Origin of the sequence: Sulfuricella sp., from assembly GCA_041651995.1 — a bacterium.
Lineage (GTDB): Bacteria > Pseudomonadota > Gammaproteobacteria > Burkholderiales > Sulfuricellaceae > Sulfurimicrobium.
Genome location: JBAZID010000008.1, coordinates 36,505 through 57,895, shown reverse-complemented (window position 1 = coordinate 57,895; position 21,391 = coordinate 36,505). Strand labels below are relative to the sequence as shown.

The following is a 21,391-nucleotide window of genomic DNA, read 5'->3' as shown; positions in this document are numbered from 1 at the left end:
AAGATTAAAGATGGATTTCGCCTTCAAATACGGTTTCAGCCGGACCGGTCATCCACACGGCCTGCCCCTCTCCCTGCCAGCGGATGACAAGTTCGCCGCCTCGCGTGATGACGGTGACTTGCGAATCCAGCAGGTCGCGCGTGATGCCGGCAACCACCGCGGCACAGGCGCCCGTTCCACAGGCCAGGGTTTCGCCCGTGCCGCGTTCGAATACCCGTAGCCGGATATGGCTGCGATCCACGATTTGCATGAAGCCAACATTGACCCGTGCCGGAAAAGCCAGGTGGTTTTCGATCCGCGGCCCTTGTTCGCCGACCGGCGCGGAATCCACATCATGTACCACCAGCACCGCATGCGGATTGCCCATGGAAAGCGCACTGATATCCAGTGTCCGATTATCCACCGGTAGCGGGTAAGTCAGCGCTCGCTGGGGCGCGGCAAAAGGAATTTGCTCCGGCTCGAAGCGCGGCGCGCCCATGTTGACCGTGACCTGTCCATCCGCTTCCAGACGCGGGTAAATGGTGCCTGAAGCGGTTTCGACGCTGATTTCGGTTTTCTGCGTCAGCCCCTTGTCGTGCACGAAGCGTACAAAGCAGCGCGCCCCGTTGCCGCACTGTTCGACCTCGCCGCCATCGGCGTTGAAAATGCGGTAGCGGAAATCGGCGGCGCTGCCGGAGGATTTTTCCACCAGCAAAATCTGGTCGCAGCCGATGCCGAAATGGCGATCGGCAAGAAAGCGGAATTGCTCGGAGCTCAGGGAAACAGGCTGCGAAATGGCGTCAATGACGACAAAATCGTTGCCCAGTCCGTGCATTTTGGTGAATTTGAGCATCATGTCAGGCAAACAGCTCCACGTAATCCTTGTAAATGCAGCGGTCCATGACCACACTCATGCCCGCATTACGAGCCTTCTGCGCCGCGGCTTCGTTGACGATGCCTTCCTGGATCCAGATGGCAGGAATGTTCAGGCGCAGACATTCATCCACGATGGCATCCACATGCTCCGCCGCCCGGAACACGTCCACCAGGTCGATTTGCTCGGGCACGTCGGCCAGAGTGGCATAAGCTTTCTCTCCCAGCACTTCGCTTACTGCCGGGCGCACCGGAATGATGCGGTAGCCGAAGCCCTGCATCGCCCTGGACACAAAATAGCTGGGACGAGCCGCCTGGGGAGACAGGCCAACCACCGCAATGGTGCGGACTTTTTTCAGCAGGGCGCGGGTTTCATCCGGCGCCGGGTTTTCAAACATCCATTATTCCCCAAATCAGCACATGGCGATCGCTCACAGCTTCGACCCGCAGCTGCGATAGTCCTGCCCCATCCAGTTGCAGGCGCACTTCGTCGGGACGATAGGCGGCAAGCAGCGAGTGGTAAAAATCATGTTGCAATATGGGCGGCGCATCCGCTGCGTAGTGGATAGCCAGGCCCCGAGCTTCCTGAATGCTTGCCGGCCGTTTCAGGTCCATGACCAGTACTGCCGCGCCGGGCCTGGCAACGTGCCGGACAGTCTGCCACAGCACGGCAGGATCGTCGAGATGATGGAGCAGGCTGTTGCTGATGACAGCATCGAAGTTGCTGGCCGGCAATAATGTATCGGGCAGATAAGATTGTTGCAGTCTCAGGCGTCGGGCAAGCCCCTCTGCCTCCACGGCCTGGCGCCCCAACGCAAGCATCGCGCTTGCGCCATCGACGCCGAGAATGATGGATTCCGGAAATGCCCGTGCAAAACGCAGGGTCACGTCCGCCGGACCGCATCCCAGGTCGATGGCCTGTGACGGGGAGAAATCAGGAAACAGCCGCTGGAAATGGGTGACGAATGCCTGATGAGGCTCGGAAAAATCCGCCTCGGCATAGGCGCGTGCCTGCATAGGGTCATTCATCAGCTCGGGTTCGGGGATACGGTGACGCAGTAATGGGTCCATGCTCGTGATTTCTGAATGTTGCTGACTACGCGCTAACGTCTATGCCGAGAGTATAACTCGCGATGATTCATATTCACGACAACGGTCGGCGTGCATAATAATCCTTTTGTGAAACGCCAATCATGACCAGCTCCAGCCTGCCCATCCTTTCCCTGCTTGAAACGCGCGTTCTTGGCGTGCTCGCCGAGAAGCAGCATACCGTGCCGGACACTTATCCCCTGACGCTGAATGCGATGATCTCAGGCTGCAACCAGAAAACCAGCCGCGACCCGGTGATCGAGGCCAGCGAAGCGGACGTGCTGATAGCGATCGACAGCCTCAGGGCGCTGACGCTGGTGGTGGAGTCGAGCGGCGGGCGGGTGCAGCGCTATGCCCACAATATCGAGCGGGTATTGCAGGTGCCATCGCAGTCGGTGGCCCTGCTGGTCACGCTGATGCTGCGCGGCCCGCAAACGGCGGGCGAACTGCGCCTCAATAGCGAGCGGCTGCATAAATTTTCCGACATCTCGGCGGTCGAAGCGTTTCTGCATGAACTGGCCGAACGGCAAGCAGGGGCGCTGGTGGTGGAATTGCCGCGCCAGCCCGGCGCGCGCGAGAACCGCTGGGCGCACCTGTTGAGCGGGGAACCGGCCCTCACTGAGTCCGCGCAGGCGACGCCATCCGGGCCAGGCATGGCAAATGATATTTCACTGGGCGAAATTTCTGCGCTGAAAGCCAAGGTGACGAGGCTCGAGGCTGACGTTGGCGAGTTGCGGGCGCTGGTGGCCCGGCTGTATGCGGAACTGGGCGTCTCGGCCTAGCATGTTCTAAATTCTGGAGCGCGCCTCGGGATGTTGCATGAAATCGCCGCCGATCTGGTCGTCCTGCTCCACTTCGCCTTCATCCTGTTCGTGGTGCTGGGCGGCTTTTTTGCCCTCAAATGGCGCTGGCTGGTCTGGCTGCACCTGCCGGCAGCCCTCTGGGGGGCGCTGATCGAATTCACCGGCTGGATCTGTCCGCTCACGCCGCTGGAAAACCTGCTGCGGCAGGCAAGCGGCGGCCGGGGCTATGCCAGCGGCTTCATCGAACACTATCTCCTTCCCCTGATTTACCCGGCCGGTCTGACGCGCGAGTTGCAGTTTGCTCTGGGGCTGGGCGTGGTGATCCTGAATGCGCTGGTTTATTCGCTCTGGTTTGCGCGGCGTAAAAAAAAGGGGGGCAATTCGCCCCCCTAACCCCTCCCGGCCTCCCCTTGTCAGGGGAGAGGAGCTAGCCGCGATCAGCGGCCACGCCCACCGGTGCGGTGCAGCGGCGGCTTGCCGGCGCCACTGCCTGCCGGCCCCTTGGGCCTGGCTGCGGATGGCGCTGCTGAGCGGTTTCCGGAACGAGCGCCAGGCTGACTTCTGCCGCCTGTGCGTTGCTGTCCGCCACCCCGGTTCTGCCCGTTCAGGATCGGCTCGGCCTTGATCGACGGATCGGGTTCGAAGCCCGGCACCAGCACTTCGGGTATCTCGCGCTTGATCAGCCTTTCGATATCCGACAGCAGTTTCTTTTCGTCAATGCACACCAGCGAAACGGCTTCACCTTCCGATCCGGCGCGGCCGGTGCGGCCGATGCGGTGGACGTAATCTTCCGGCACATTGGGAAGCTCGAAGTTGACCACGTGCGGCAGTTCGCTGATGTCGATGCCGCGGGCGGCGATATCGGTGGCAACCAGAACCTGCAGGCTGCCGCTCTTGAATTCGGACAGGGCGCGAGTGCGCGCCGCCTGGCTCTTGTTGCCGTGAATGGCAAGAGCCGGGATACCTTCCTTGGTCAGTTGCTCGGACAGCTTGTTGGCGCCGTGCTTGGTGCGCGTGAACACCAGCACCTGATGCCAGTTGTGCTCCTTGATCAGGAGGGTGAGCAGCTCGCGCTTTCTTTCGCGGTCGACCTTGTAAACCTTCTGCGCCACCGTGTCGGCGGTGACATTGCGGCGCGCCACTTCGATCAGCACCGGTTTGTTGAGCAAGCCGTCCGCCAGCGCCTTGATCTCGTCGGAGAAGGTGGCGGAGAACAGCAGGTTCTGGCGATGCTTGGGCAGCACCGCGAGCACGCGCTTGATGTCGCGGATGAAACCCATGTCCAGCATGCGGTCGGCCTCGTCCAGCACCAGAATCTCGACATGCGAAAGATCGACCGTTCTCTGTTGCAGATGGTCGAGCAGGCGGCCCGGCGTGGCCACCAGAATATCGACGCGGCTGCGCAGGCGCTGAATCTGCGGGTTGATATTGACGCCGCCAAACATCACCATGGATTTGAGTTTCAAATATTTGCCATAGGTGCGCACGCTTTCCTCCACCTGCGCGGCAAGTTCGCGCGTCGGGGTGAGCATCAGCGCCCGGATATGGGCATGGCCGCCGGGTGGTGTCTTGTCGCCGCCAACCGAAAGGCGATGCAGAATCGGCAAGGTAAAGCCGGCGGTCTTGCCGGTGCCGGTCTGCGCGCCACCCATCAGGTCGCCACCCATCAATACGGTGGGAATCGCCTGCAACTGGATCGGGGTGGGAACGGTGTAGCCGTGCTCGGTGACGGCACGAACGATTTCATCGGACAGGCCGAGGGAAGAAAAAGACATGGAATTCCTGAAAATAATATCGGCCTGTCGCCGCTTTGGGCGCCAGTCTTAGGACGAATGGGGGGTTTGATGAGCCGGAAGGGCCGCGGCGCAAGGACTGGAGACAAATGCCGCAGGGCGGTATCTTAACAGATGCATGAAGCTGGCGGCTAATTTTGCGGCGCCCGAAGAACCTGGGGGGCCAGACTGAAAAATCGAAGCGTAATAATTTCAGCAGGCTATTTTAATAGCCTGCGCCGCACCAGCACCAATGCCAGATAAAAACCGCCGCTCCCATAGGCCAGCAATACGCCGGCATGAACAAGCACCTGCTGCGGCCATTCCCCTTGCACCAGCGGCCGCGCCAGCGCGATGGCATGGGTTAGCGGCAGCCAGTTCGCGGCGGTCTGCAGGAAGGCCGGCAGCTGCTCGACCGGGTAGAACACGCCGCACAGCAGCACCATGGGCGTGATTGCCAGGGTGAAGTAATACATGAAGAAATCGTAATTGGGCGAAAGCGCGTTCATCACCAGCGCCAGCCCGGTGAAACAGAAGCCGATCAGCACCAGGAGCGGCAGGGTCCACAGCAGCAGCCAGGAATCCGCCAGGCCCAGCGCCAGGATGATGACCAGGATCGCCACGCCGGAAAGCACGCTCTTGCTCGTCGCCCACACCAGTTCGCCGAGCATCACGTCGTCCAGCTCCAGCGGCGCGTTGAGCATCGCGTCCCAGGTTTTCTGCACGTGCATGCGCGAAAAGGCGGAATACAGGCTTTCGAAGGTGGCACTGTTCATGGTGCTGTAGCACAGCGTGCCGGCGGCGAGAAAAGTCATGTAGGGAACACCGGCCACCTGCGGCAGCAGGCTGCCCAGGCCGTAGCCCAGACCCAGCATGTAGAACGCCGGGTCGGCGAGATTGCCCAGGATGGAGGGAATCGCCAGCTTGCGCCATACCAGGAAATTGCGCCGCCACACGGAAATGAAGCGCCAGCTCAAGTTGGGCAGCCGGTAGTCGGTTTTGCTGGTCACTCCCGCAACTCCCGGCCGGTCAGTTTCAGAAATACGTCCTCCAAGTTGGACGGGCGATGCAGATAGCGCAATTCGCACTGCTGCTGCAACTGGGCCAGCAGTTCATGCGGGTCGGCGGCGTAGCAAAACAGGGTTTCTCCCACCTGCTCCTGGCGCTGGCAGAAGCCGGCGCAGTGCGACGTCCCTTCATCGCCGTAGATTTCCACCACATGCGGCTCGATATGCTCCGCGATCAGGTCGCGTGGCGCGCCGGTGGTGACCGCCACGCCCTTGTCCATGATCAGCAGGCGGTCGCACAGGCGCTCGGCTTCTTCCATGAAATGGGTGGTGAGCAGGATGGTTTTGCCTTCGCTCAGCAATCTTCTCAGGCGCTGCCACATCATATGGCGTGCCTGCGGGTCGAGGCCAGTGGTGGGCTCGTCGAGAAAGATCACGTCGGGATCGTTGACCAGCGCGCGCGCCAGGGTCAGGCGCCGCTTCATGCCGCCGGAGAGAGATTCGATGCTGGCCTCCGCCTTGCTCTCCAGTTCGGCGAATTCAAGCAGGGCCGGAATGCGCGCCCGGATCTCGTGATCCTTGAGGCCGAAGTACCGGCCATAAACCAGCAGGTTTTCGGTCACCGTGAAATCCGGGTCGAGACTATCCACCTGCGGCACCACCCCGACCTTGAGCCGCGCTTCGCGCGCTTTCTCGGGCACCGGCAGACCCAGCAGCGAAATCGTGCCGCCATCCGGCCGGGTCAGGCCCAGCAGCAGCCGCAGCGTGGTGGTCTTGCCCGCGCCGTTGGGGCCGAGCAGGCCGAAGCACTCGCCCGGCGCCAGCGCCAGATCGAGGCCCGCGACCACTTCGCTGGCGCCATAGCGCTTGAAAAGGCCCGTTGCGGAAAGCACTGGCGACAACGCCTTTCTTCCCGTTGAAATCAGCGGATTCAGAATCAGACCTGCCGTATCGGACCCGGGTATTGCGCCACCCAGGTATCCGCCGTCAGCAATGTAATGCCTTCGACGGTTGCTTGCGCAACCAGCATCCGGTCGAACGGGTCTTTATGGAGTGGCGGCAAACTATCAATGGAAACGGCGTGCTCGCTGCCGATGGCCAATTCCTGATAGCCATTGTCCAGCAGCCCCCGGCGCAGCACCCTTGCATCCACCTGAAAATCGGAGCGCCCAAGGCCGCGTTTGATGGCAATTTCCCAAAGGCTGGCCGCGCTGAAGAGCAATTCATTCTGCGGGTCTTCCAGCAGGGGGCGCGCCGCTGCAGGCAACTGCTCGGGCGAACCGGCCGCCCATAGCAGCAAGTGGGTATCCAGCAACAGCTTCATTCTTCCCCTCCGAAGAGCCGCTCGATTTCTCCGCTGCCCATGCGGTCAAAATCATCAGGCACCCTGATCTGGCCCGCCATGAAGCCCAGCCTGCGGACTTGTCCGGCTGAAGGCGCATCCAGCCGGGTCACCTTGACCAGTGGTTTTCCGGCCTTGGCGATGATGAAGGAATCCCCCTCTACCGCCTGCTCGACCAGGCGCGAAAGCTGGGTTTTGGCTTCGTGGATATTGACTGTTTGCATGGCAATCCAGTTTAACTTAGTTTAATGGACTTAGTTTATCATGATAACGTGCAAGTTCAAGAAGCCGATGGCTACTTCAGATCTTGAGCCGTTCCACCACCTGGTTGCCGACCAGATGGCTGTCGACGATTTCATCGATGTCCGACTGGTCGACGTAGGTGTACCACACCGCTTCCGGGTACACCACCAGCACCGGCCCCTCACCGCAGCGGTCGAGGCAGCCGGCGCTGTTGATGCGCACCTTGCCCGGGCCGTTCATATCCAGTTTCTTGATCCGCCCCTTGGCATGGTCGCGCATTGCCTGGGCATCATGGTTGGCGCAGCACGACTGGCCGTCCTCGCGCTGGTTGGTGCAGAAAAATACGTGTTTTTCGAAATAGCTCATGGATTATTTAATTCTCTCTAAAAAAGGTATTTTAACCACGGAGAACACGGAGAGCACGGAGAAAGGCCATTAGGGCCATACAGGGATTAACCTAGCGGATAGAGCCAACGCCATGCAATTCGGTTTTGCTCCGTGTTCTCCGTGGTTAATCGCTTTTCAGCTCATTTCGGCGCCGGATACTTGGCGGCATTGATCACCAGCTTGTCGCGCGCGGCATCGAGCAGGTCGATGCCCAGCATGTCGGCAAAGCGGGTGAGGTAAATCAGGATGTCGGCACATTCCTGGCGCACGGCTTCCAGCTTTTCCGGCGAAAGTTCCTGGCTCTGTTCGGGCGTCAGCCACTGGAACGGCTCGACCAGTTCCGCCGCCTCGACAATCAGGGCCATGGCGAGATTCTTCGGGGTGTGAAACTGTTCCCAGTCGCGCGCAGCGGCAAATTTCCGCAACTCGTCGCGCAAGCTATCCAGACCATGCCCCTCCATCGCAGAACCCCCGCCAAAAATGTGTATCATATCAGCCCATGACCCATTACGACGTCTTCAATGGCGATGCCGACGGCATCTGCGCGCTGCATCAGCTGCGTCTGGCCGAGCCTTGCGACAGCCTGCTCATTACCGGGATAAAGCGTGATATCGACCTGTTGAAACAGGTTCATGCACAGGCGGGCGACCGGGTCACCGCACTCGATATTTCGCTCGACAAAAACCGTGCGGCGCTGAAATCCCTGCTTGATCATGGTGTTGAAGTGGTTTACCTTGATCACCACTTTGCCGGCGAGATTCCGGCGCACCCTGCGCTACGCGCGACAATCGATCCCTCCCCCGCTACCTGCACCAGCCTGCTGGTGGATGCCATGCTGGCGGGCCGCTTCCGCGCCTGGGCGGTGGCCGCAGCGTTCGGCGACGGCCTGCCGGACAGCGCCCGGCTTGCCGCCGCACCCCTGAACCTGTCCGAAGATCAACTGACCGCGCTACGCGAACTGGGCGAATACCTCAACTACAATGCCTATGGCGAAAGCGTTGACGATCTCTTTTTTCACCCCGCCGAACTGTACCGCCGCCTGCACGCCTATGCAGACCCTTTCTCTTTCATCGCCGGGGAAACCATCTTTGCCACCCTGAAACAGGGCTATACGGCGGACATGAAGCTGGCCCGCGCGCTCCAGCCAGAGCGGGACTACCCGTCCGGCAGCGTCTACCTGCTCCCCGGCCAGCCTTGGGCGCGGCGCGTCAGCGGGGTATTCGGCAACCTGCTGGCGCAGGACGAACCCGCCTTCGCCCATGCAGTGCTGACACAAAAAGCCGGCGGCGGCTATCTGGTCAGCGTGCGCGCACCGCGCGTCAAGCCGACCGGTGCGGACGAGCTGTGCCGCCAGTTCGAGAGCGGCGGCGGGCGCAAGGGGGCGGCCGGGATCAACCACCTGCCAGAAAAGAAGCTGGAACGTTTCCTGACCTGCTTTGCGGGCGCTTTCCAGCAAACCGGGAGCACGACCTAACGAAGGCTCGCTTCGCGAGTTTCACGCCAAGGTCCGAAGCCTGGGCTTAAAGCTTGCTGTGCGGCGGGTTCAGGCGTTCAACCACATGGCCTGTCTGCGCCGCCGCATGGTGATGCAATGCGGCGTGATCGGGTTCGAGCGGCGTGGGTTTGCCGGCGAAATGGGGCAGCAGCGAGCCGGCCAGCATGCCGGCCACACTGGCAAGCAGCCCGACCAGTTGCGGCGGCCACAGGCCATCCGGATTGAAAACTTCCAACAGCAGCCAGCTTGTCAACCCGGCAGTAATGGCGAACAGGGCGCCCTGGGTATTGGCGCGCTTCCAGTACAGCCCGAACACCAGGGGCACGAAAGCCATGACCAGCGTCACCTTGTAGGCATTGCTCACCATGTCGTAGATACTCGCGTTGGAATTGAGCGCAAACAAGGTGACGATCACCGCAAAGCAAACCACTACCAGGCGCATGGTCCATAAAAAACGGCGATCGCTCTGATGACCAATGATGTTTTTCAGAATGTTTTCGGTGAAGGTTACCGATGGAGCAAGCAGGGTGCCGCTCGCCGTGCTCATGATGGCGGACAACAACGCGCCGAAAAACATCACCTGGGCAAGAATTGGCATGTGGTTGAGAATCAGGCTGGGCAGGATCAGTTGCGGATCTTTCTCGATCAGCCCGGTCACCATGACCGGATCCACCAGGCTGGCGGAGTAGGCCAGGAACAGGGGAATGAAGGCGAACACGAAATACAGGATGCCGCCCAGAATCGCCCCCGTCACGGCAATCTTCCCGCTGCGCGCCGACATGACGCGCTGAAATACGTCCTGCTGGGGAATGGAGCCGAACATCATGGTGACCCACGCGGCGACGAATGCCAGCACGTCCCGGGTCTCAAGTGCCGGCCAGAACTCGAATTTTCCCGCCGTGTGCGCGTGCGCCACCACCCTGCCAACGCCACCCGCCATGTCGCTGACCAGATAGGCGATATACAGCAGGCCCACCACGATAATGCTCATCTGGAAGAAGTCCGTCAGCGCCACCGACCACATGCCGCCGAACAAGGTATAAATCAGCACGATCGCGGCACCGATGATCATGCCGTCGCTGTTTGAGATGGCGCCGCCCGAAACAATGGAAAAGACCAGCCCCAGGGCGATAATCTGGGCCGAAACCCAGCCCAGATAGGAAATCACGATCGCCGTGCTGGTCAGTATTTCAACCGTGCGATTGTAGCGCTGGCGGTAGTAATCGCCGATGGTCAGCAAATTCAGTTTGTAGAGTTTGGCGGCAAAAAACATGCCCACCAGAATCAGGCACATGCTGGCGCCAAAAGGATCTTCCACGATGCCCTTGAGACCGTCCTGAACGAATTTGGCGGAAATGCCCAGCACCGCTTCCGAGCCGAACCAGGTGGCAAATACCGTGGCGGTGACGATATACAGCGGCAGGTGACGGCCGGCGACCACGTAATCCCGCGCGCTGTGAACCCGGGTGGCGGCATACAGGCCGATGCCGATGGAAACCAGCAGGTAGAGAACCAGATACCAGAGCAGCATGCCTTGAGACTCTATTCCAGCAGCGTGGTCCACGGCAACACCTGTGTCAGCAGGACCAGGGTCAGAAGCACGGCCAGCAGCCAGAAACGGCGCTGCTCGCGGCGTTCGCGGGCCTCCATCTCGATGCGCAGACGCAGGACATCGCTTTCATGGTCCCGCCCCAGCCAGGCATGGGCGAGACGCGGCAGTTGCGGCAGGATGCCGGCCCAGTTCGGCGCCTCGGTCTTGAGCGCATTCACCAGCCCGCGCCAGCCGATCTGCTCCGACATCCAGCGTTCCAGGTAAGGCTTGGCGGTCTGCCACAGGTCGAGATCGGGATCGAGCTCGCGCCCCAGGCCCTCGATATTGAGCAGGGTTTTCTGCAGCAGCACCAGCTGCGGCTGGATTTCCACGTTGAAGCGGCGCGAGGCCTGGAACAGCCCCAGCAATACGCGTCCGAAGGAGATTTCCTTGAGCGGGCGGTCGAAAGCCGGTTCGCACACGGCGCGGATCGCCGCTTCGAACTCGTCCACCCGGGTGCCCTTCGGCGCCCAGCCAGACTCGATATGAGCCTGTGCAACGCGTTTGTAATCGCGGCGGAAGAAGGCGAGAAAATTCTGCGCCAGATAGTTTCTGTCAACATCGGTAAGGGTGCCCATGATGCCGAAGTCGAGGGCGATATAGCGCCCGTCGGGTGCCACCAGGATGTTGCCGGGGTGCATGTCGGCATGAAAAAAGCCGTCGCGGAATACCTGGGTGAAGAAAATTTCCACACCGGCGCAGGCCAGCTTGGGAATATTCACCCCCAGCTCGCGCAGCTTGTCGACCTGGCTGATGGGCGTGCCGTCCATCCACTCCATCACCATCACCCCGGTATGGCAGTAATCCCAGAACACTTCCGGCACCACCAGCAGATCCGATCCATCGAAGTTGCGCCGCAGCTGGGAAGCGCTGGCAGCCTCGCGCATCAGGTCAAGCTCGTCGTGCAGATGTTTTTCGAATTCCGCCACCACCTCGCGTGGCTTGAGGCGTTTTCCGTCAGCCCACAGGGTTTCGATCAGACCGCCGCCGACATACAGCAGGTCAATATCCTTGTCGATCAGGGGCGCAATGCCGGGGCGCAGGATTTTTACCGCCGCACGGCGGCCATTTTTGAGCACGGCAAGGTGAACCTGAGCCACCGAAGCGGACGCGATGGGAACTTCGTCGAACTCGGAAAACACCTCGCTTACCGGCCTGCCATAAACCTTGTACAACACTTCCAGCGCTTGTGCCGTGGGGAAAGGCGGCACCCGGTCCTGCAATTTGGCCAGCTCGTTGGCAATATCGAGGGGGACCAGGTCGCGCCGGGTCGAGAGCAACTGGCCGAATTTGACGAAAATCGGCCCCAGCGCCTCCAGCGCCAGACGCAAACGTTCGGCGCGCGGCGCTTTGATTGGCCGCCAGAACAGTGCCAGCTTGACCAACGGGCGCAGAATGCGAAAGCGTTCGTGGCCGAGGAAAAACTCCTCCAGGCCAAAGCGGAATACCACGTGCAATATTTTGATCAGGCGCAGTAACCGCATTCTACGATTCCGCCCTTTGCATCAACCGCTCCACCCGTTTTTCCAGCCGCTCCGCCGCATCGCGCACAGTGTCCACTTCCCTGATAAAGTCTTCTATATCCATGCGTCTGGCCAATAGCGGCTTTTCCTCGCTCCAGTATTCGACCAGATTGGCAGCCAGGCTCTCCGCCGCCTGCCGCGTTTGCAGCAGCAGGCTCGCGCCGGTGCTGGCCATGCGATGGCCCAGCACATCGCCGAATACCTTGCTCAAATCCTCTTCCGCATCCCAGCGCAGATTCTGCAGGATATTGCCGAAATCCACCGCCAGGGTTGCGTCTCCCGCGGTGTGCACCAACTCCTGCGGCGTAGGCCGCGAAGACAGCATGTGCAGCAATGCAAGCGGGGAAACGCCAAGGATGGCGTCGGGTTCCGCCCCTTCCGGGGCGGCGGCAATCATGCCGTCCGGCTCAATACTGACAAGCAGCAGCAGGGGTGGCAGGTTGACCCGGAGGGTTTTGCCGGCGTGACGCTGCAGGCGCTCCTGCGACCAGGGCTGACTTTGCAGCAGATGGTTGAAGGTCGCCGCGAAAGCCTGGGCCGTCAGAAGAAGGGGTGGTTCGGCAGGGCTCAGAGCTTGAAACCCTTGTGCAGGGCCACCACGCCGCCAGTGAGATTGAAGTATTCCACCCGCTCAAGGCCGGCCTCTTCCATCATCTGCTTGAGGGTGTCCTGATCCGGGTGCATGCGGATGGATTCGGCCAGGTAACGATAACTCGCTTCATCGTTGGCGATCAATTTACCCATGACCGGCAGCAGTTTGAAGGAATAAAAATCATAAAAAGGGCGCAACGGCGCGGCAATCCGGGAAAACTCCAGCACCAGCACCCGTCCGCCGGGCTTGATGACGCGGTACATTTCCTTCAGCGCCGCATCCTTGTGGGTCATGTTGCGCAGGCCGAAAGCCACCGTCACACAGTCGAAATAGTTACTCGGGAAAGGCAGTTTCTCGCCATCGCACTGTGCCGCGGTGGGATTGAATCCGCCATCCATCAGCCGGTCGCGGCCCACGGTCAGCATGGAACTGTTGATGTCGGTGAGAATGACCTGGCCGGTGGGGCCGACTTTTTTCGCAAACTGCAGCGACAGATCGGCACTGCCACCAGCGACATCCAGCACCTTGCCGCCAGTGCGAACACCGCTTTGCTCGATGGTGAAAATTTTCCACAGGCGATGCAGGCCACCCGACATCACATCATTCATAAGGTCATAGCGGCTGGCTACAGAATGAAAAACTTCCGCGACCTTGCTTGCCTTTTCTTCCTCGGCGACCGTCGCGAAGCCGAAGTGTGTGGTTTTATCGCTCATTACTAACCCGTTCCCTTGATTATCTCTTGCTATTGCGAATTATCCCTTGCTGCCGCAACCACCCGAACCACAGCCCCCGGAGCCGCAACCGCCGGATTTCTTGGCAATGGCTTCGTGTACCGGTGACTCCCGGCTGGCACCGGCAGCCTGCAGGCGGTCCAGATAATTCTGCCACAGGGCTTCCTGGCTCATGCCCAGATCATGGAGGTAGTCCCAGGAGTAAATCCCGCTGTCGTGCCCATCGGAAAAACGCAACACCACGGCGTAATTGCCCACCGGTTCGATGCCATTGATTTCCACTTCCCGCTTGCCGGTCTGCAAGGTTTCCTGCCCCGGTCCGTGACCACGCACTTCGGCGGAAGGCGAGTAAACACGCAGAAACTCACAAGGCAGATGAAAAATTTTACCGTCGGAAAAGGCGATTTCCAGTTCGCGGGATTTCTGGTGCAACTTGATTTCGGTAGGGCGGGGGGTGTTTTGATCGAGACCGCTCATTTAAACATTCCTCAAAAATTTGGGGTAAATCATAACCGAGAACCGGTGCCGCGCCAATCATGCGGGGCATCATGCACTGCTACATGGTTGCCATCCGGTTCGAGACGGGGTAACATTTCCGCCCTTTCGCGCTGATTTTACATGGGTATCCTGGCGCTTTGAGGTCAACGATTTCAAACAACTGTACATGATTTGATGAGGAACGACGTGAGCCATCTTTCGTTGCCGGCACAACAGGGCTTGTATGATCCGCGCCAGGAGCGCGACGCATGCGGCGTGGGCTTTGTCGCACATATCAAGGGTAAACAGAGCCACAGCATGGTTCGCCAGGGCTTGCAGATTCTGGAAAACCTCACCCATCGCGGCGCGGTGGGCGCCGACCCGCTGGAGGGCGATGGCGCCGGTATCCTGATCCAGATTCCCGATGCATTCCTGCGCGCCGCCTGTGCCGCCCAGGGCGTGACCCTGCCCGCGACGGGCGAATACGGCGCCGGCATGATCTTCCTGCCGCGTGATGCCGCCGCGCGCGCCGCCTGCGAAGGTGCAATCGCCGGAAAAATCGCCGCGGAAGGCCAGACCCTGCTGGGCTGGCGCGACGTGCCGGTGGACAACGCCAGCCTGGGCGAGAGCGTCAAGGCAGTGGAACCGGTGGTACGCCAGGTATTCATCGGCCGCGGCGCCAACTGTCCGGATGCCGACAGCTTCGAACGCAAGCTGTTCGTCATCCGCAAGACCGCCGAGCACGCCGTGCGCAAGCTGCCCGGCGAGATGGGCAAGGGCTTCTATATCCCCTCCCTGTCCGCGCGCACCATCGTGTACAAGGGCATGCTACTGGCCGACCAGGTCGGCAAATATTACCTCGACCTGCAGAACGAGAACGTCATCAGCGCGCTGGCGCTGGTTCATCAGCGTTTCTCCACCAACACCTTCCCCACCTGGGACCTGGCTCACCCTTTCCGCATGATCGCCCACAACGGCGAAATCAACACCATGCGCGGCAACGTGAACTGGATGGCGGCGCGCCATGCGGCGATGTCCTCGAAGCTGCTGGGCGCTGACCTGGAAAAGCTGTGGCCCCTGATCGTGGACGGCCAGTCCGACTCGGCCTGCTTCGACAACGCCCTCGAACTGCTGGTGGCGGGCGGCTACTCGCTGCCTCACGCGATGATGCTGCTGATCCCCGAAGCCTGGGCGGGCAACCCCCTGATGGACGAGGAGCGCCGCGCCTTCTACGAATACCACGCCGCCCTGATGGAACCCTGGGACGGCCCCGCCGCCGTGGCCTTCACCGATGGCCGCCAGATCGGCGCCACGCTGGATCGCAATGGCCTGCGCCCGGCGCGTTACCTGATTACCGACGACGATGTGGTGCTGATGGCGTCCGAAATGGGCGTGCTCGACATCCCGCAGCACAGGATCGTGAAAAAATGGCGCCTGCAGCCGGGCAAGATGTTCCTGATCGACCTCGTGGCGGGTCGTATCGTGGACGACGCCGAACTGAAACAGCAGCTCGCCACCGCCAAGCCCTACCGCGAATGGATCGAGAAATCGCGCTATTTCCTCGGCGATCTGCCCGCCGTGGACGGCAAGCCCGCGCGCCAGGAAAGCCTGCTCGACACCCAGCAGGCCTTCGGCTATTCGCAGGAAGACCTCAAATTCATCCTCGCGCCCATGGCCGCGGCAGGCGAGGAAGCGACCGGCTCCATGGGCAGCGACTCCGCCCTGCCGGTGCTCTCCAACAAGAACCGCTCGCTGTACGATTATTTCCAGCAGCTCTTCGCCCAGGTCACCAACCCGCCGATCGATCCGATCCGCGAAGAGATCGTGATGTCGCTGACTTCGTTCATCGGGCCGAAACCCAATCTGCTCGGCATCGACGAGACCAATCCGCCGCTGCGCCTGGAAGTCCACCAGCCGGTGCTGTCCAGCGAGGACCTGGCGAAGCTGCGCGATATCGGCCAGCTCACCCAGGGGCGCTACAAGGCCCAGGTGCTGGATATCACCTATCCGGTCGCGCACGGCGCGGCGGGCTGCGAAGCCGCGATCGCGGCTCTTTGTGAAGCTGCGCATGATGCGGTGACGGGCGGTTATAACGTGCTGATCCTGTCCGACCGGGCAATAGCGCGTGACCGTGTGGCCATCCCGGCACTGCTGGCTTGCGCGGGCGTGCACCATCACCTGGTGCGCGAAGGCCTGCGCACCAGCGCCGGGTTGGTGGTGGACACCGGTTCCGCCCGCGAAACACACCATTTCGCCCTGCTCGCCGGCTATGGCGCGGAGGCGGTATGCCCCTGGCTGGCCTTTGAAACCGTTGATGCCCTGACCGGCTCCCTGCCTGCCGGGCTGAGCAGCAAGGAAACCAACAAGCGCTACATCAAGGCCATCAACAAGGGGCTGCTGAAAGTCATGTCCAAAATGGGCATCTCCACTTACCAGTCCTATTGCGGCGCCCAGATTTTCGAGGCGGTCGGCCTCAACGCCGGTTTTGTCGCGCGCTATTTCACCGGCACGGCCACCCAGATCGAAGGCGTCGGCATCGGCGAGATCGCCGAGGAAGCCGTGCGCACCCACCAGTCCGCCTTCGGCAACGACCCGGTACTCTCCAACGCGCTGGAAGCGGGCGGAGAATACGCCTACCGCGTGCGCGGCGAAGCCCACATGTGGACGCCGGAAAGCATTGCCAAGCTGCAACACGCCACGCGCGCCAACAATGCTCAGAGTTACAAGGAATACGCCAAGCTGATCAACGATCAGGGCACGCAGTTGAAAACCTTGCGCGGACTGTTCGAAATCAGGCCAGCGAACGCGCCAGTGCCGCTGGACGAAGTCGAGCCGGCGAAGGAAATCGTCAAGCGTTTCGTTACCGGCGCGATGTCGCTCGGTTCCATTTCCACCGAGGCCCATACCACGCTGGCCATCGCGATGAACCGCATCGGCGGCAAATCCAATACCGGCGAAGGTGGAGAGGACGCCGCCCGCTTCAGAACGGTAAAAGCAGGCGAAAAACTTTCCGAAATTATCGGCAAGGGCCGCATCGAGCGCGACCTGGTGATGCAGGAAGGCGATTCGCTGCGCTCGCGCATCAAGCAGGTGGCCTCCGGCCGCTTTGGCGTGACGGCGGAATACCTGTCGAGCGCCGACCAGATCCAGATCAAGATGGCGCAAGGCGCCAAGCCCGGCGAGGGCGGCCAGCTTCCGGGCCACAAGGTGTCCGAATACATCGCCCAGTTGCGTTTCTCGGTACCCGGCGTGGGCCTGATTTCCCCGCCGCCGCACCACGACATCTACTCGATCGAGGATCTCGCGCAACTGATCCATGACCTGAAAAACGCCAATCCCGGCGCCACCATCTCGGTCAAGCTGGTCTCCGAAGTGGGCGTGGGCACGGTGGCGGCCGGCGTCTCCAAGGCCAAGGCCGACCACATCGTGGTGTCCGGCTTCGACGGCGGCACCGGCGCATCGCCGCTGTCTTCCATCAAGCATGCCGGCACCTCGTGGGAACTCGGCCTGGCGGAAACCCAGCAGACCCTGGTGCTGAACCAGCTGCGCGGGCGCGTAGCCGTGCAGGTGGACGGGCAGCTCAAGACCGGACGCGACGTGCTGATCGGCGCCTTGCTGGGCGCGGACGAATTCGGCTTCGCCACCGCGCCGCTGGTGGTGGAAGGCTGCATCATGATGCGCAAGTGCCACCTCAACACCTGCCCGGTGGGCGTGGCAACCCAGGACCCGGCGCTGCGCAGGAAATTCACCGGCCAGCCCGAGCACGTGGTGAACTACTTCTTCTTCGTTGCCGAGGAAGTGCGCGAGCTCATGGCGCAGATGGGCATCCGCAAGTTCGATGAGTTGATCGGCCGCAGCGACCTGCTCGACATGAAACACGGCATCGCGCACTGGAAAGCCCAGGGGCTGGACTTCTCCAAAATCTTCCATCAGCCGGCCATGCCGGCCAGCGTGGCGCGCCTCCACGCCGAGGCACAAGACCACGGCCTGGACAAGGCGCTGGACCACCAGCTCATCGCCCAAGCCACGGCCGCCCTGGAAAACCGCCAGGCAGTGGTGATCAACAGCATTATCGGCAACGCCAACCGCACCGCCGGCACCATGCTGTCGCACGAGGTGGCGAAACGCTACGGCCAGGCCGGGCTGCCTGACGACACCATCACGGTAAAACTGACCGGCACGGCAGGGCAGAGCTTCGGCGCCTTCCTCGCCCATGGCGTCACCTTCGAGCTGACCGGCGAGGGCAACGACTATGTCGGCAAGGGCCTGTGCGGCGGCCGCATCGTGGTGATGCCGCCCGCGGATTGCCCGATCGTGGCGGAAGACAACATCATCGTCGGCAACACCGTGCTGTACGGCGCGACCAGCGGGGAATGCTATTTCCGCGGCGTGGCGGGCGAGCGCTTCGCGGTACGCAATTCAGGAGCCGTCGCTGTAGTGGAAGGCCTGGGCGACCACGGCTGCGAATACATGACCGGCGGCATGATCATCGTGCTGGGCCAGACCGGCCGCAATTTTGCCGCCGGCATGTCGGGCGGCGTGGCTTACGTGCTCGACGAGGACGGCAGCTTCGAACGCCGCTGCAACCTGTCCATGGTACAGCTGGAGCCGATCCCGGAAGAGGCGGCCGCCAGCGAAACCGGCGACGTGGGGACGCATGGCCGGGTGCACTTCAATCACCTGGGCAAGGCCGACGCAGCGGCGCTGCGCGGAAAAATCGAAAAACACCTGCGCTACACCGGCAGCGCGCGCGCGAAGGAAATCCTCGACAACTGGGCAAGCTATCTGCCGAAGTTCGTCAAGGTCATGCCCACCGAATATCGCCGCGCCTTGCAGGGAATCGCAACGCAGCAGGCCAAGGCAAAGGAGGTTGCATAAATGGGCAAGCCTACCGGATTCATGGAATTGCAGCGCCAGGACGAGGCGAGCCTTCCGGTCGCGGAGCGCGTGAAAAACTACCGCGAATTCGTGCAACACCTGACGGACGAGCAGGCCGCCATCCAGGGCGCGCGCTGCATGGACTGCGGCATCCCCTTCTGCACCAGCGGCTGCCCGGTCAACAACATCATTCCGGACTGGAATGACCTGGTGTACCGGGGCAAGGGAGATGACTGGAGAAGGGCGCTGGACGTGCTGCATTCCACCAACAACTTCCCCGAATTCACCGGCCGCGTCTGCCCCGCACCCTGCGAGGCAGCCTGCACGCTGAACATCAACAACGATGCGGTGGGCATCAAGTCCATCGAGCACGCGATCATCGACAAGGGATGGGAGCAAGGCTGGGTCGTGCCACAACCGGCCGCGAAGAAAAGCGGCAGGAAAGTCGCCATCGTCGGCTCCGGTCCCGCCGGACTGGCCTGTGCGCAGCAATTGGCGCGCGCCGGACATGACGTGGTGGTGTTCGAAAAGAACGACCGCATCGGCGGACTGTTGCGCTACGGCATCCCCGATTTCAAATTCGAGAAATCGCACATCGACCGCCGTATCGAACAGATGCGCGCGGAGGGCGTGGAATTCCGCGTCAATCAGCAGGCCGGCGAACAGGTGCCCGCGCAGCAGCTCATGGACGGCTTCGACGCCGTGGTGCTGAGCGGCGGCGCCGAGCAGGCCCGCGACTTGCCTGTGCCGGGACGGGAACTGCCGGGCGTGCATTTCGCCATGGAATTCCTGCCACAGCAGAACAAGGTGGTTGCCGGCGATGTGCTGTCCCAGCAGATATTGGCTACCGGCAAGCATGTGGTGGTGATCGGCGGCGGCGATACCGGCTCCGACTGCGTGGGCACCTCGATCCGCCAGGGAGCACTCTCGGTCACCCAGATCGAGGTGATGCCGCGCCCTGCCGAGCAGGAAGACAAGGCGCTGACCTGGCCCAACTGGCCGCTCAGGCTGCGCACTTCCAGCTCGCAGGAAGAAGGCTGCACGCGCGACTGGTCGGTCACCACCAAGGCTTTCCTCGGCGCCAATGGCAAGGTCGAGAAGTTGAGCTGCGTGCGCGTGGAATGGAGTGCCGGCAAGATGCTCGAAATCCCCGGCAGCGAATTCGAGCTGCAGGCCGATCTGGTGCTGCTGGCAATGGGCTTCGTCAGCCCGGTGCAAAAAGTGCTGGATGCCTTCGGCGTGGAAAAGGACGGCCGCGGCAACGCCAGGGCCGCAACGGAGGGTGCTGGCTGCTACCAGACCTCGGTGGACAAGGTATTTGCCGCGGGCGACATGCGCCGCGGCCAGTCGCTGGTGGTATGGGCCATACGCGAAGGGCGCCAGACCGCACGGGCCGTCGATGAATACCTGATGGGTTGCTCTGATTTGCCCAAGTAATTTACCCCCCTCGAATCGCTTGCGGGCGATGGCTTGGGGACTTTAAAAGGTTACAAGATGCCCAGCAAACTGAAAAACGACACTTTCCTGCGCGCCCTGCTGCGCCAGCCGACCGAATACACCCCGGTCTGGATGATGCGCCAGGCCGGGCGCTATCTGCCGGAATACAACAAGACCCGCGAGCGGGCCGGCGACTTCATGTCGCTGTGCAAAAACCCCGACCTGGCCACCGAAGTGACGCTGCAACCGCTGGCGCGCTTTCCCCTCGACGCCGCGATCCTGTTTTCCGACATTCTCACCATCCCCGATGCCATGGGCCTGGGCCTGTATTTTTCCCAGGGCGAAGGCCCGAAATTCGAGCGCCCGCTGCGCGATGAGTGGGAAATCCGTGATCTCAGCGTGCCCGATCCCAACGTGCATCTGCGCTACGTGATGGACGCGGTAACGCAGATCCGCAAGGCGCTGGATGGCTCCGTGCCGCTCATCGGATTCTCCGGAAGCCCGTGGACGCTGGCCTGCTACATGGTGGAGGGCGGCAGCAGCAGCGATTTCACGCTGATCAAGACCATGCTCTACAGCCGCCCCGACCTGCTGCATCGCATCCTCGACATCAACGCCCAGGCTGTCACCACCTACCTCAACGCCCAGATCGAGGCCGGCGCCCAGGCAGTGATGATTTTCGATTCCTGGGGCGGTGCGCTCAGCCACGCGGCCTACCACGAGTTCTCCCTGGCTTACATGGAAAAAATCGTCAGCGGCCTGACGCGCGAAAAAGATGGCGTCAAGATTCCCGTCATCGTGTTCACCAAGGGCGGCGGTTTATGGCTGGAAAGCATCGCCAATACCGGTTGCGATGCCGTTGGCCTGGACTGGCCGATAGATATTGGCGAAGCTCGCCGCCGCGTGGGTGACAAGGTAGCGCTGCAGGGTAATATCGATCCTACCGTGCTGTTCTCCAACCCTGAAGTTATTCGTGCTGAAACGGGCAAAATTCTGGCTTCCTACGGCAAGGGTTCCGGCCACGTCTTCAACCTCGGCCACGGCATTTCACAGTTCACCCCGCCAGAGAACGCAGCCGCGCTGGTCGAAGCAGTGCACGAGTTGAGCCGCCCATACCACAACTAGGCTTGTTCAGGGCGCTATTTGTGCCGATTTATGCACAGCCCTAAAAA

Annotated in this window: 21 protein-coding genes; 6 read left to right on the top strand and 15 right to left on the bottom strand. The window is 61.5% G+C overall.

Annotation, left to right across the window (positions count from 1 at the left end; all coding sequences use genetic code 11):
* Nucleotides 1-4 precede the first annotated feature (4 nt).
* Genes dapF through WC392_11020 form a run of 3 tightly spaced genes read right to left on the bottom strand, consistent with a single transcriptional unit; the run spans nucleotide 5 to nucleotide 1,923 of the window.
* Nucleotides 5-835 carry a diaminopimelate epimerase gene (gene dapF / locus WC392_11030; protein MFA5242894.1) on the bottom strand — a complete coding sequence of 277 codons (831 nt, stop codon included), beginning with the start codon at nucleotides 833-835 and terminating at the stop codon, nucleotides 5-7.
* 1 nt (nucleotide 836) lies between these two features.
* The gene (locus WC392_11025) at nucleotides 837-1,250 is read right to left on the bottom strand and encodes a CoA-binding protein (protein ID MFA5242893.1); all 414 of its coding nucleotides are present in this window, start codon (nucleotides 1,248-1,250) and stop codon (nucleotides 837-839) included.
* Nucleotides 1,243-1,923: a class I SAM-dependent methyltransferase gene (locus WC392_11020; protein MFA5242892.1), complete on the bottom strand. Its 681-nt coding sequence runs from the start codon at nucleotides 1,921-1,923 to the stop codon at nucleotides 1,243-1,245. The genes WC392_11025 and WC392_11020 overlap by 8 nt, the downstream gene beginning before the upstream one ends.
* Nucleotides 1,924-2,045: 122 nt before the next feature.
* Here WC392_11020 and WC392_11015 point away from each other — a divergent pair, with 122 nt between their 5' ends.
* Nucleotides 2,046-2,723, top strand: a complete 678-nt coding sequence (locus WC392_11015; protein MFA5242891.1) for a YceH family protein — start codon at nucleotides 2,046-2,048, stop codon at nucleotides 2,721-2,723.
* A gap of 30 nt (nucleotides 2,724-2,753) precedes the next feature.
* Nucleotides 2,754-3,137: a DUF2784 domain-containing protein gene (locus WC392_11010; protein MFA5242890.1), complete on the top strand. Its 384-nt coding sequence runs from the start codon at nucleotides 2,754-2,756 to the stop codon at nucleotides 3,135-3,137.
* Nucleotides 3,138-3,181: 44 nt separating this feature from the next.
* Here WC392_11010 and WC392_11005 read toward each other — a convergent pair whose 3' ends face one another.
* From WC392_11005 to WC392_10975, 7 genes are all read right to left on the bottom strand, one after another.
* Nucleotides 3,182-4,519, bottom strand: a complete 1,338-nt coding sequence (locus WC392_11005; GenBank protein ID MFA5242889.1) for a DEAD/DEAH box helicase — start codon at nucleotides 4,517-4,519, stop codon at nucleotides 3,182-3,184.
* A 218-nt stretch (nucleotides 4,520-4,737) separates the two neighbouring features.
* Nucleotides 4,738-5,526: an ABC transporter permease gene (locus tag WC392_11000; GenBank protein MFA5242888.1), complete on the bottom strand. Its 789-nt coding sequence runs from the start codon at nucleotides 5,524-5,526 to the stop codon at nucleotides 4,738-4,740.
* Nucleotides 5,523-6,416: an ATP-binding cassette domain-containing protein gene (locus tag WC392_10995; GenBank protein ID MFA5242887.1), complete on the bottom strand. Its 894-nt coding sequence runs from the start codon at nucleotides 6,414-6,416 to the stop codon at nucleotides 5,523-5,525. Before WC392_10995 ends, WC392_11000 begins: the two co-directional genes overlap by 4 nt.
* Before the next feature lie 44 nt (nucleotides 6,417-6,460).
* The gene (locus tag WC392_10990) at nucleotides 6,461-6,847 is read right to left on the bottom strand and encodes a type II toxin-antitoxin system VapC family toxin (GenBank protein MFA5242886.1); all 387 of its coding nucleotides are present in this window, start codon (nucleotides 6,845-6,847) and stop codon (nucleotides 6,461-6,463) included.
* On the bottom strand, nucleotides 6,844-7,089 hold the full coding sequence (locus WC392_10985) for a type II toxin-antitoxin system prevent-host-death family antitoxin (protein MFA5242885.1): 246 nt from the start codon (nucleotides 7,087-7,089) through the stop codon (nucleotides 6,844-6,846). Before WC392_10985 ends, WC392_10990 begins: the two co-directional genes overlap by 4 nt.
* 76 nt (nucleotides 7,090-7,165) lie before the next feature.
* Nucleotides 7,166-7,474 (bottom strand): (2Fe-2S) ferredoxin domain-containing protein, encoded by a 309-nt coding sequence (locus WC392_10980; GenBank protein MFA5242884.1) that lies wholly within the window; start codon nucleotides 7,472-7,474, stop codon nucleotides 7,166-7,168.
* Nucleotides 7,475-7,635: 161 nt separating this feature from the next.
* Nucleotides 7,636-7,986, bottom strand: a complete 351-nt coding sequence (locus tag WC392_10975; GenBank protein ID MFA5242883.1) for a nucleotide pyrophosphohydrolase — start codon at nucleotides 7,984-7,986, stop codon at nucleotides 7,636-7,638.
* Nucleotides 7,987-7,994: 8 nt separating this feature from the next.
* Here WC392_10975 and WC392_10970 point away from each other — a divergent pair, with 8 nt between their 5' ends.
* The gene (locus WC392_10970) at nucleotides 7,995-8,969 is read left to right on the top strand and encodes a DHH family phosphoesterase (GenBank protein ID MFA5242882.1); all 975 of its coding nucleotides are present in this window, start codon (nucleotides 7,995-7,997) and stop codon (nucleotides 8,967-8,969) included.
* Between the two features lie 46 nt (nucleotides 8,970-9,015).
* On the opposite strand, the gene WC392_10965 is transcribed toward WC392_10970, so the two are convergent.
* The 5 genes from WC392_10965 to WC392_10945 form a co-directional block, all read right to left on the bottom strand.
* Nucleotides 9,016-10,521 carry a sodium:solute symporter family protein gene (locus tag WC392_10965; protein MFA5242881.1) on the bottom strand — a complete coding sequence of 502 codons (1,506 nt, stop codon included), beginning with the start codon at nucleotides 10,519-10,521 and terminating at the stop codon, nucleotides 9,016-9,018.
* An 11-nt stretch (nucleotides 10,522-10,532) separates the two neighbouring features.
* On the bottom strand, nucleotides 10,533-12,065 hold the full coding sequence (gene ubiB / locus WC392_10960) for a ubiquinone biosynthesis regulatory protein kinase UbiB (protein ID MFA5242880.1): 1,533 nt from the start codon (nucleotides 12,063-12,065) through the stop codon (nucleotides 10,533-10,535).
* Between the two features lies 1 nt (nucleotide 12,066).
* Nucleotides 12,067-12,609: an SCP2 sterol-binding domain-containing protein gene (locus WC392_10955; protein MFA5242879.1), complete on the bottom strand. Its 543-nt coding sequence runs from the start codon at nucleotides 12,607-12,609 to the stop codon at nucleotides 12,067-12,069.
* 62 nt (nucleotides 12,610-12,671) lie between these two features.
* Complete coding sequence (gene ubiE / locus WC392_10950) at nucleotides 12,672-13,409, bottom strand: bifunctional demethylmenaquinone methyltransferase/2-methoxy-6-polyprenyl-1,4-benzoquinol methylase UbiE (protein ID MFA5242878.1); 738 nt, start codon at nucleotides 13,407-13,409, stop codon at nucleotides 12,672-12,674.
* 39 nt (nucleotides 13,410-13,448) lie between these two features.
* Complete coding sequence (locus tag WC392_10945) at nucleotides 13,449-13,904, bottom strand: DUF971 domain-containing protein (GenBank protein ID MFA5242877.1); 456 nt, start codon at nucleotides 13,902-13,904, stop codon at nucleotides 13,449-13,451.
* A 195-nt stretch (nucleotides 13,905-14,099) separates the two neighbouring features.
* On the opposite strand from WC392_10945, the gene WC392_10940 reads away from it, so the two are divergent.
* Genes WC392_10940 through hemE form a run of 3 tightly spaced genes read left to right on the top strand, consistent with a single transcriptional unit; the run spans nucleotide 14,100 to nucleotide 21,344 of the window.
* Nucleotides 14,100-18,782 carry a glutamate synthase-related protein gene (locus tag WC392_10940; GenBank protein MFA5242876.1) on the top strand — a complete coding sequence of 1,561 codons (4,683 nt, stop codon included), beginning with the start codon at nucleotides 14,100-14,102 and terminating at the stop codon, nucleotides 18,780-18,782.
* Nucleotides 18,783-20,219 carry a glutamate synthase subunit beta gene (locus WC392_10935; protein MFA5242875.1) on the top strand — a complete coding sequence of 479 codons (1,437 nt, stop codon included), beginning with the start codon at nucleotides 18,783-18,785 and terminating at the stop codon, nucleotides 20,217-20,219.
* A gap of 57 nt (nucleotides 20,220-20,276) precedes the next feature.
* Nucleotides 20,277-21,344, top strand: coding sequence for a uroporphyrinogen decarboxylase (gene hemE / locus WC392_10930; protein MFA5242874.1), 1,068 nt, complete (start codon nucleotides 20,277-20,279; stop codon nucleotides 21,342-21,344).
* Nucleotides 21,345-21,391: the final 47 nt, after the last annotated feature.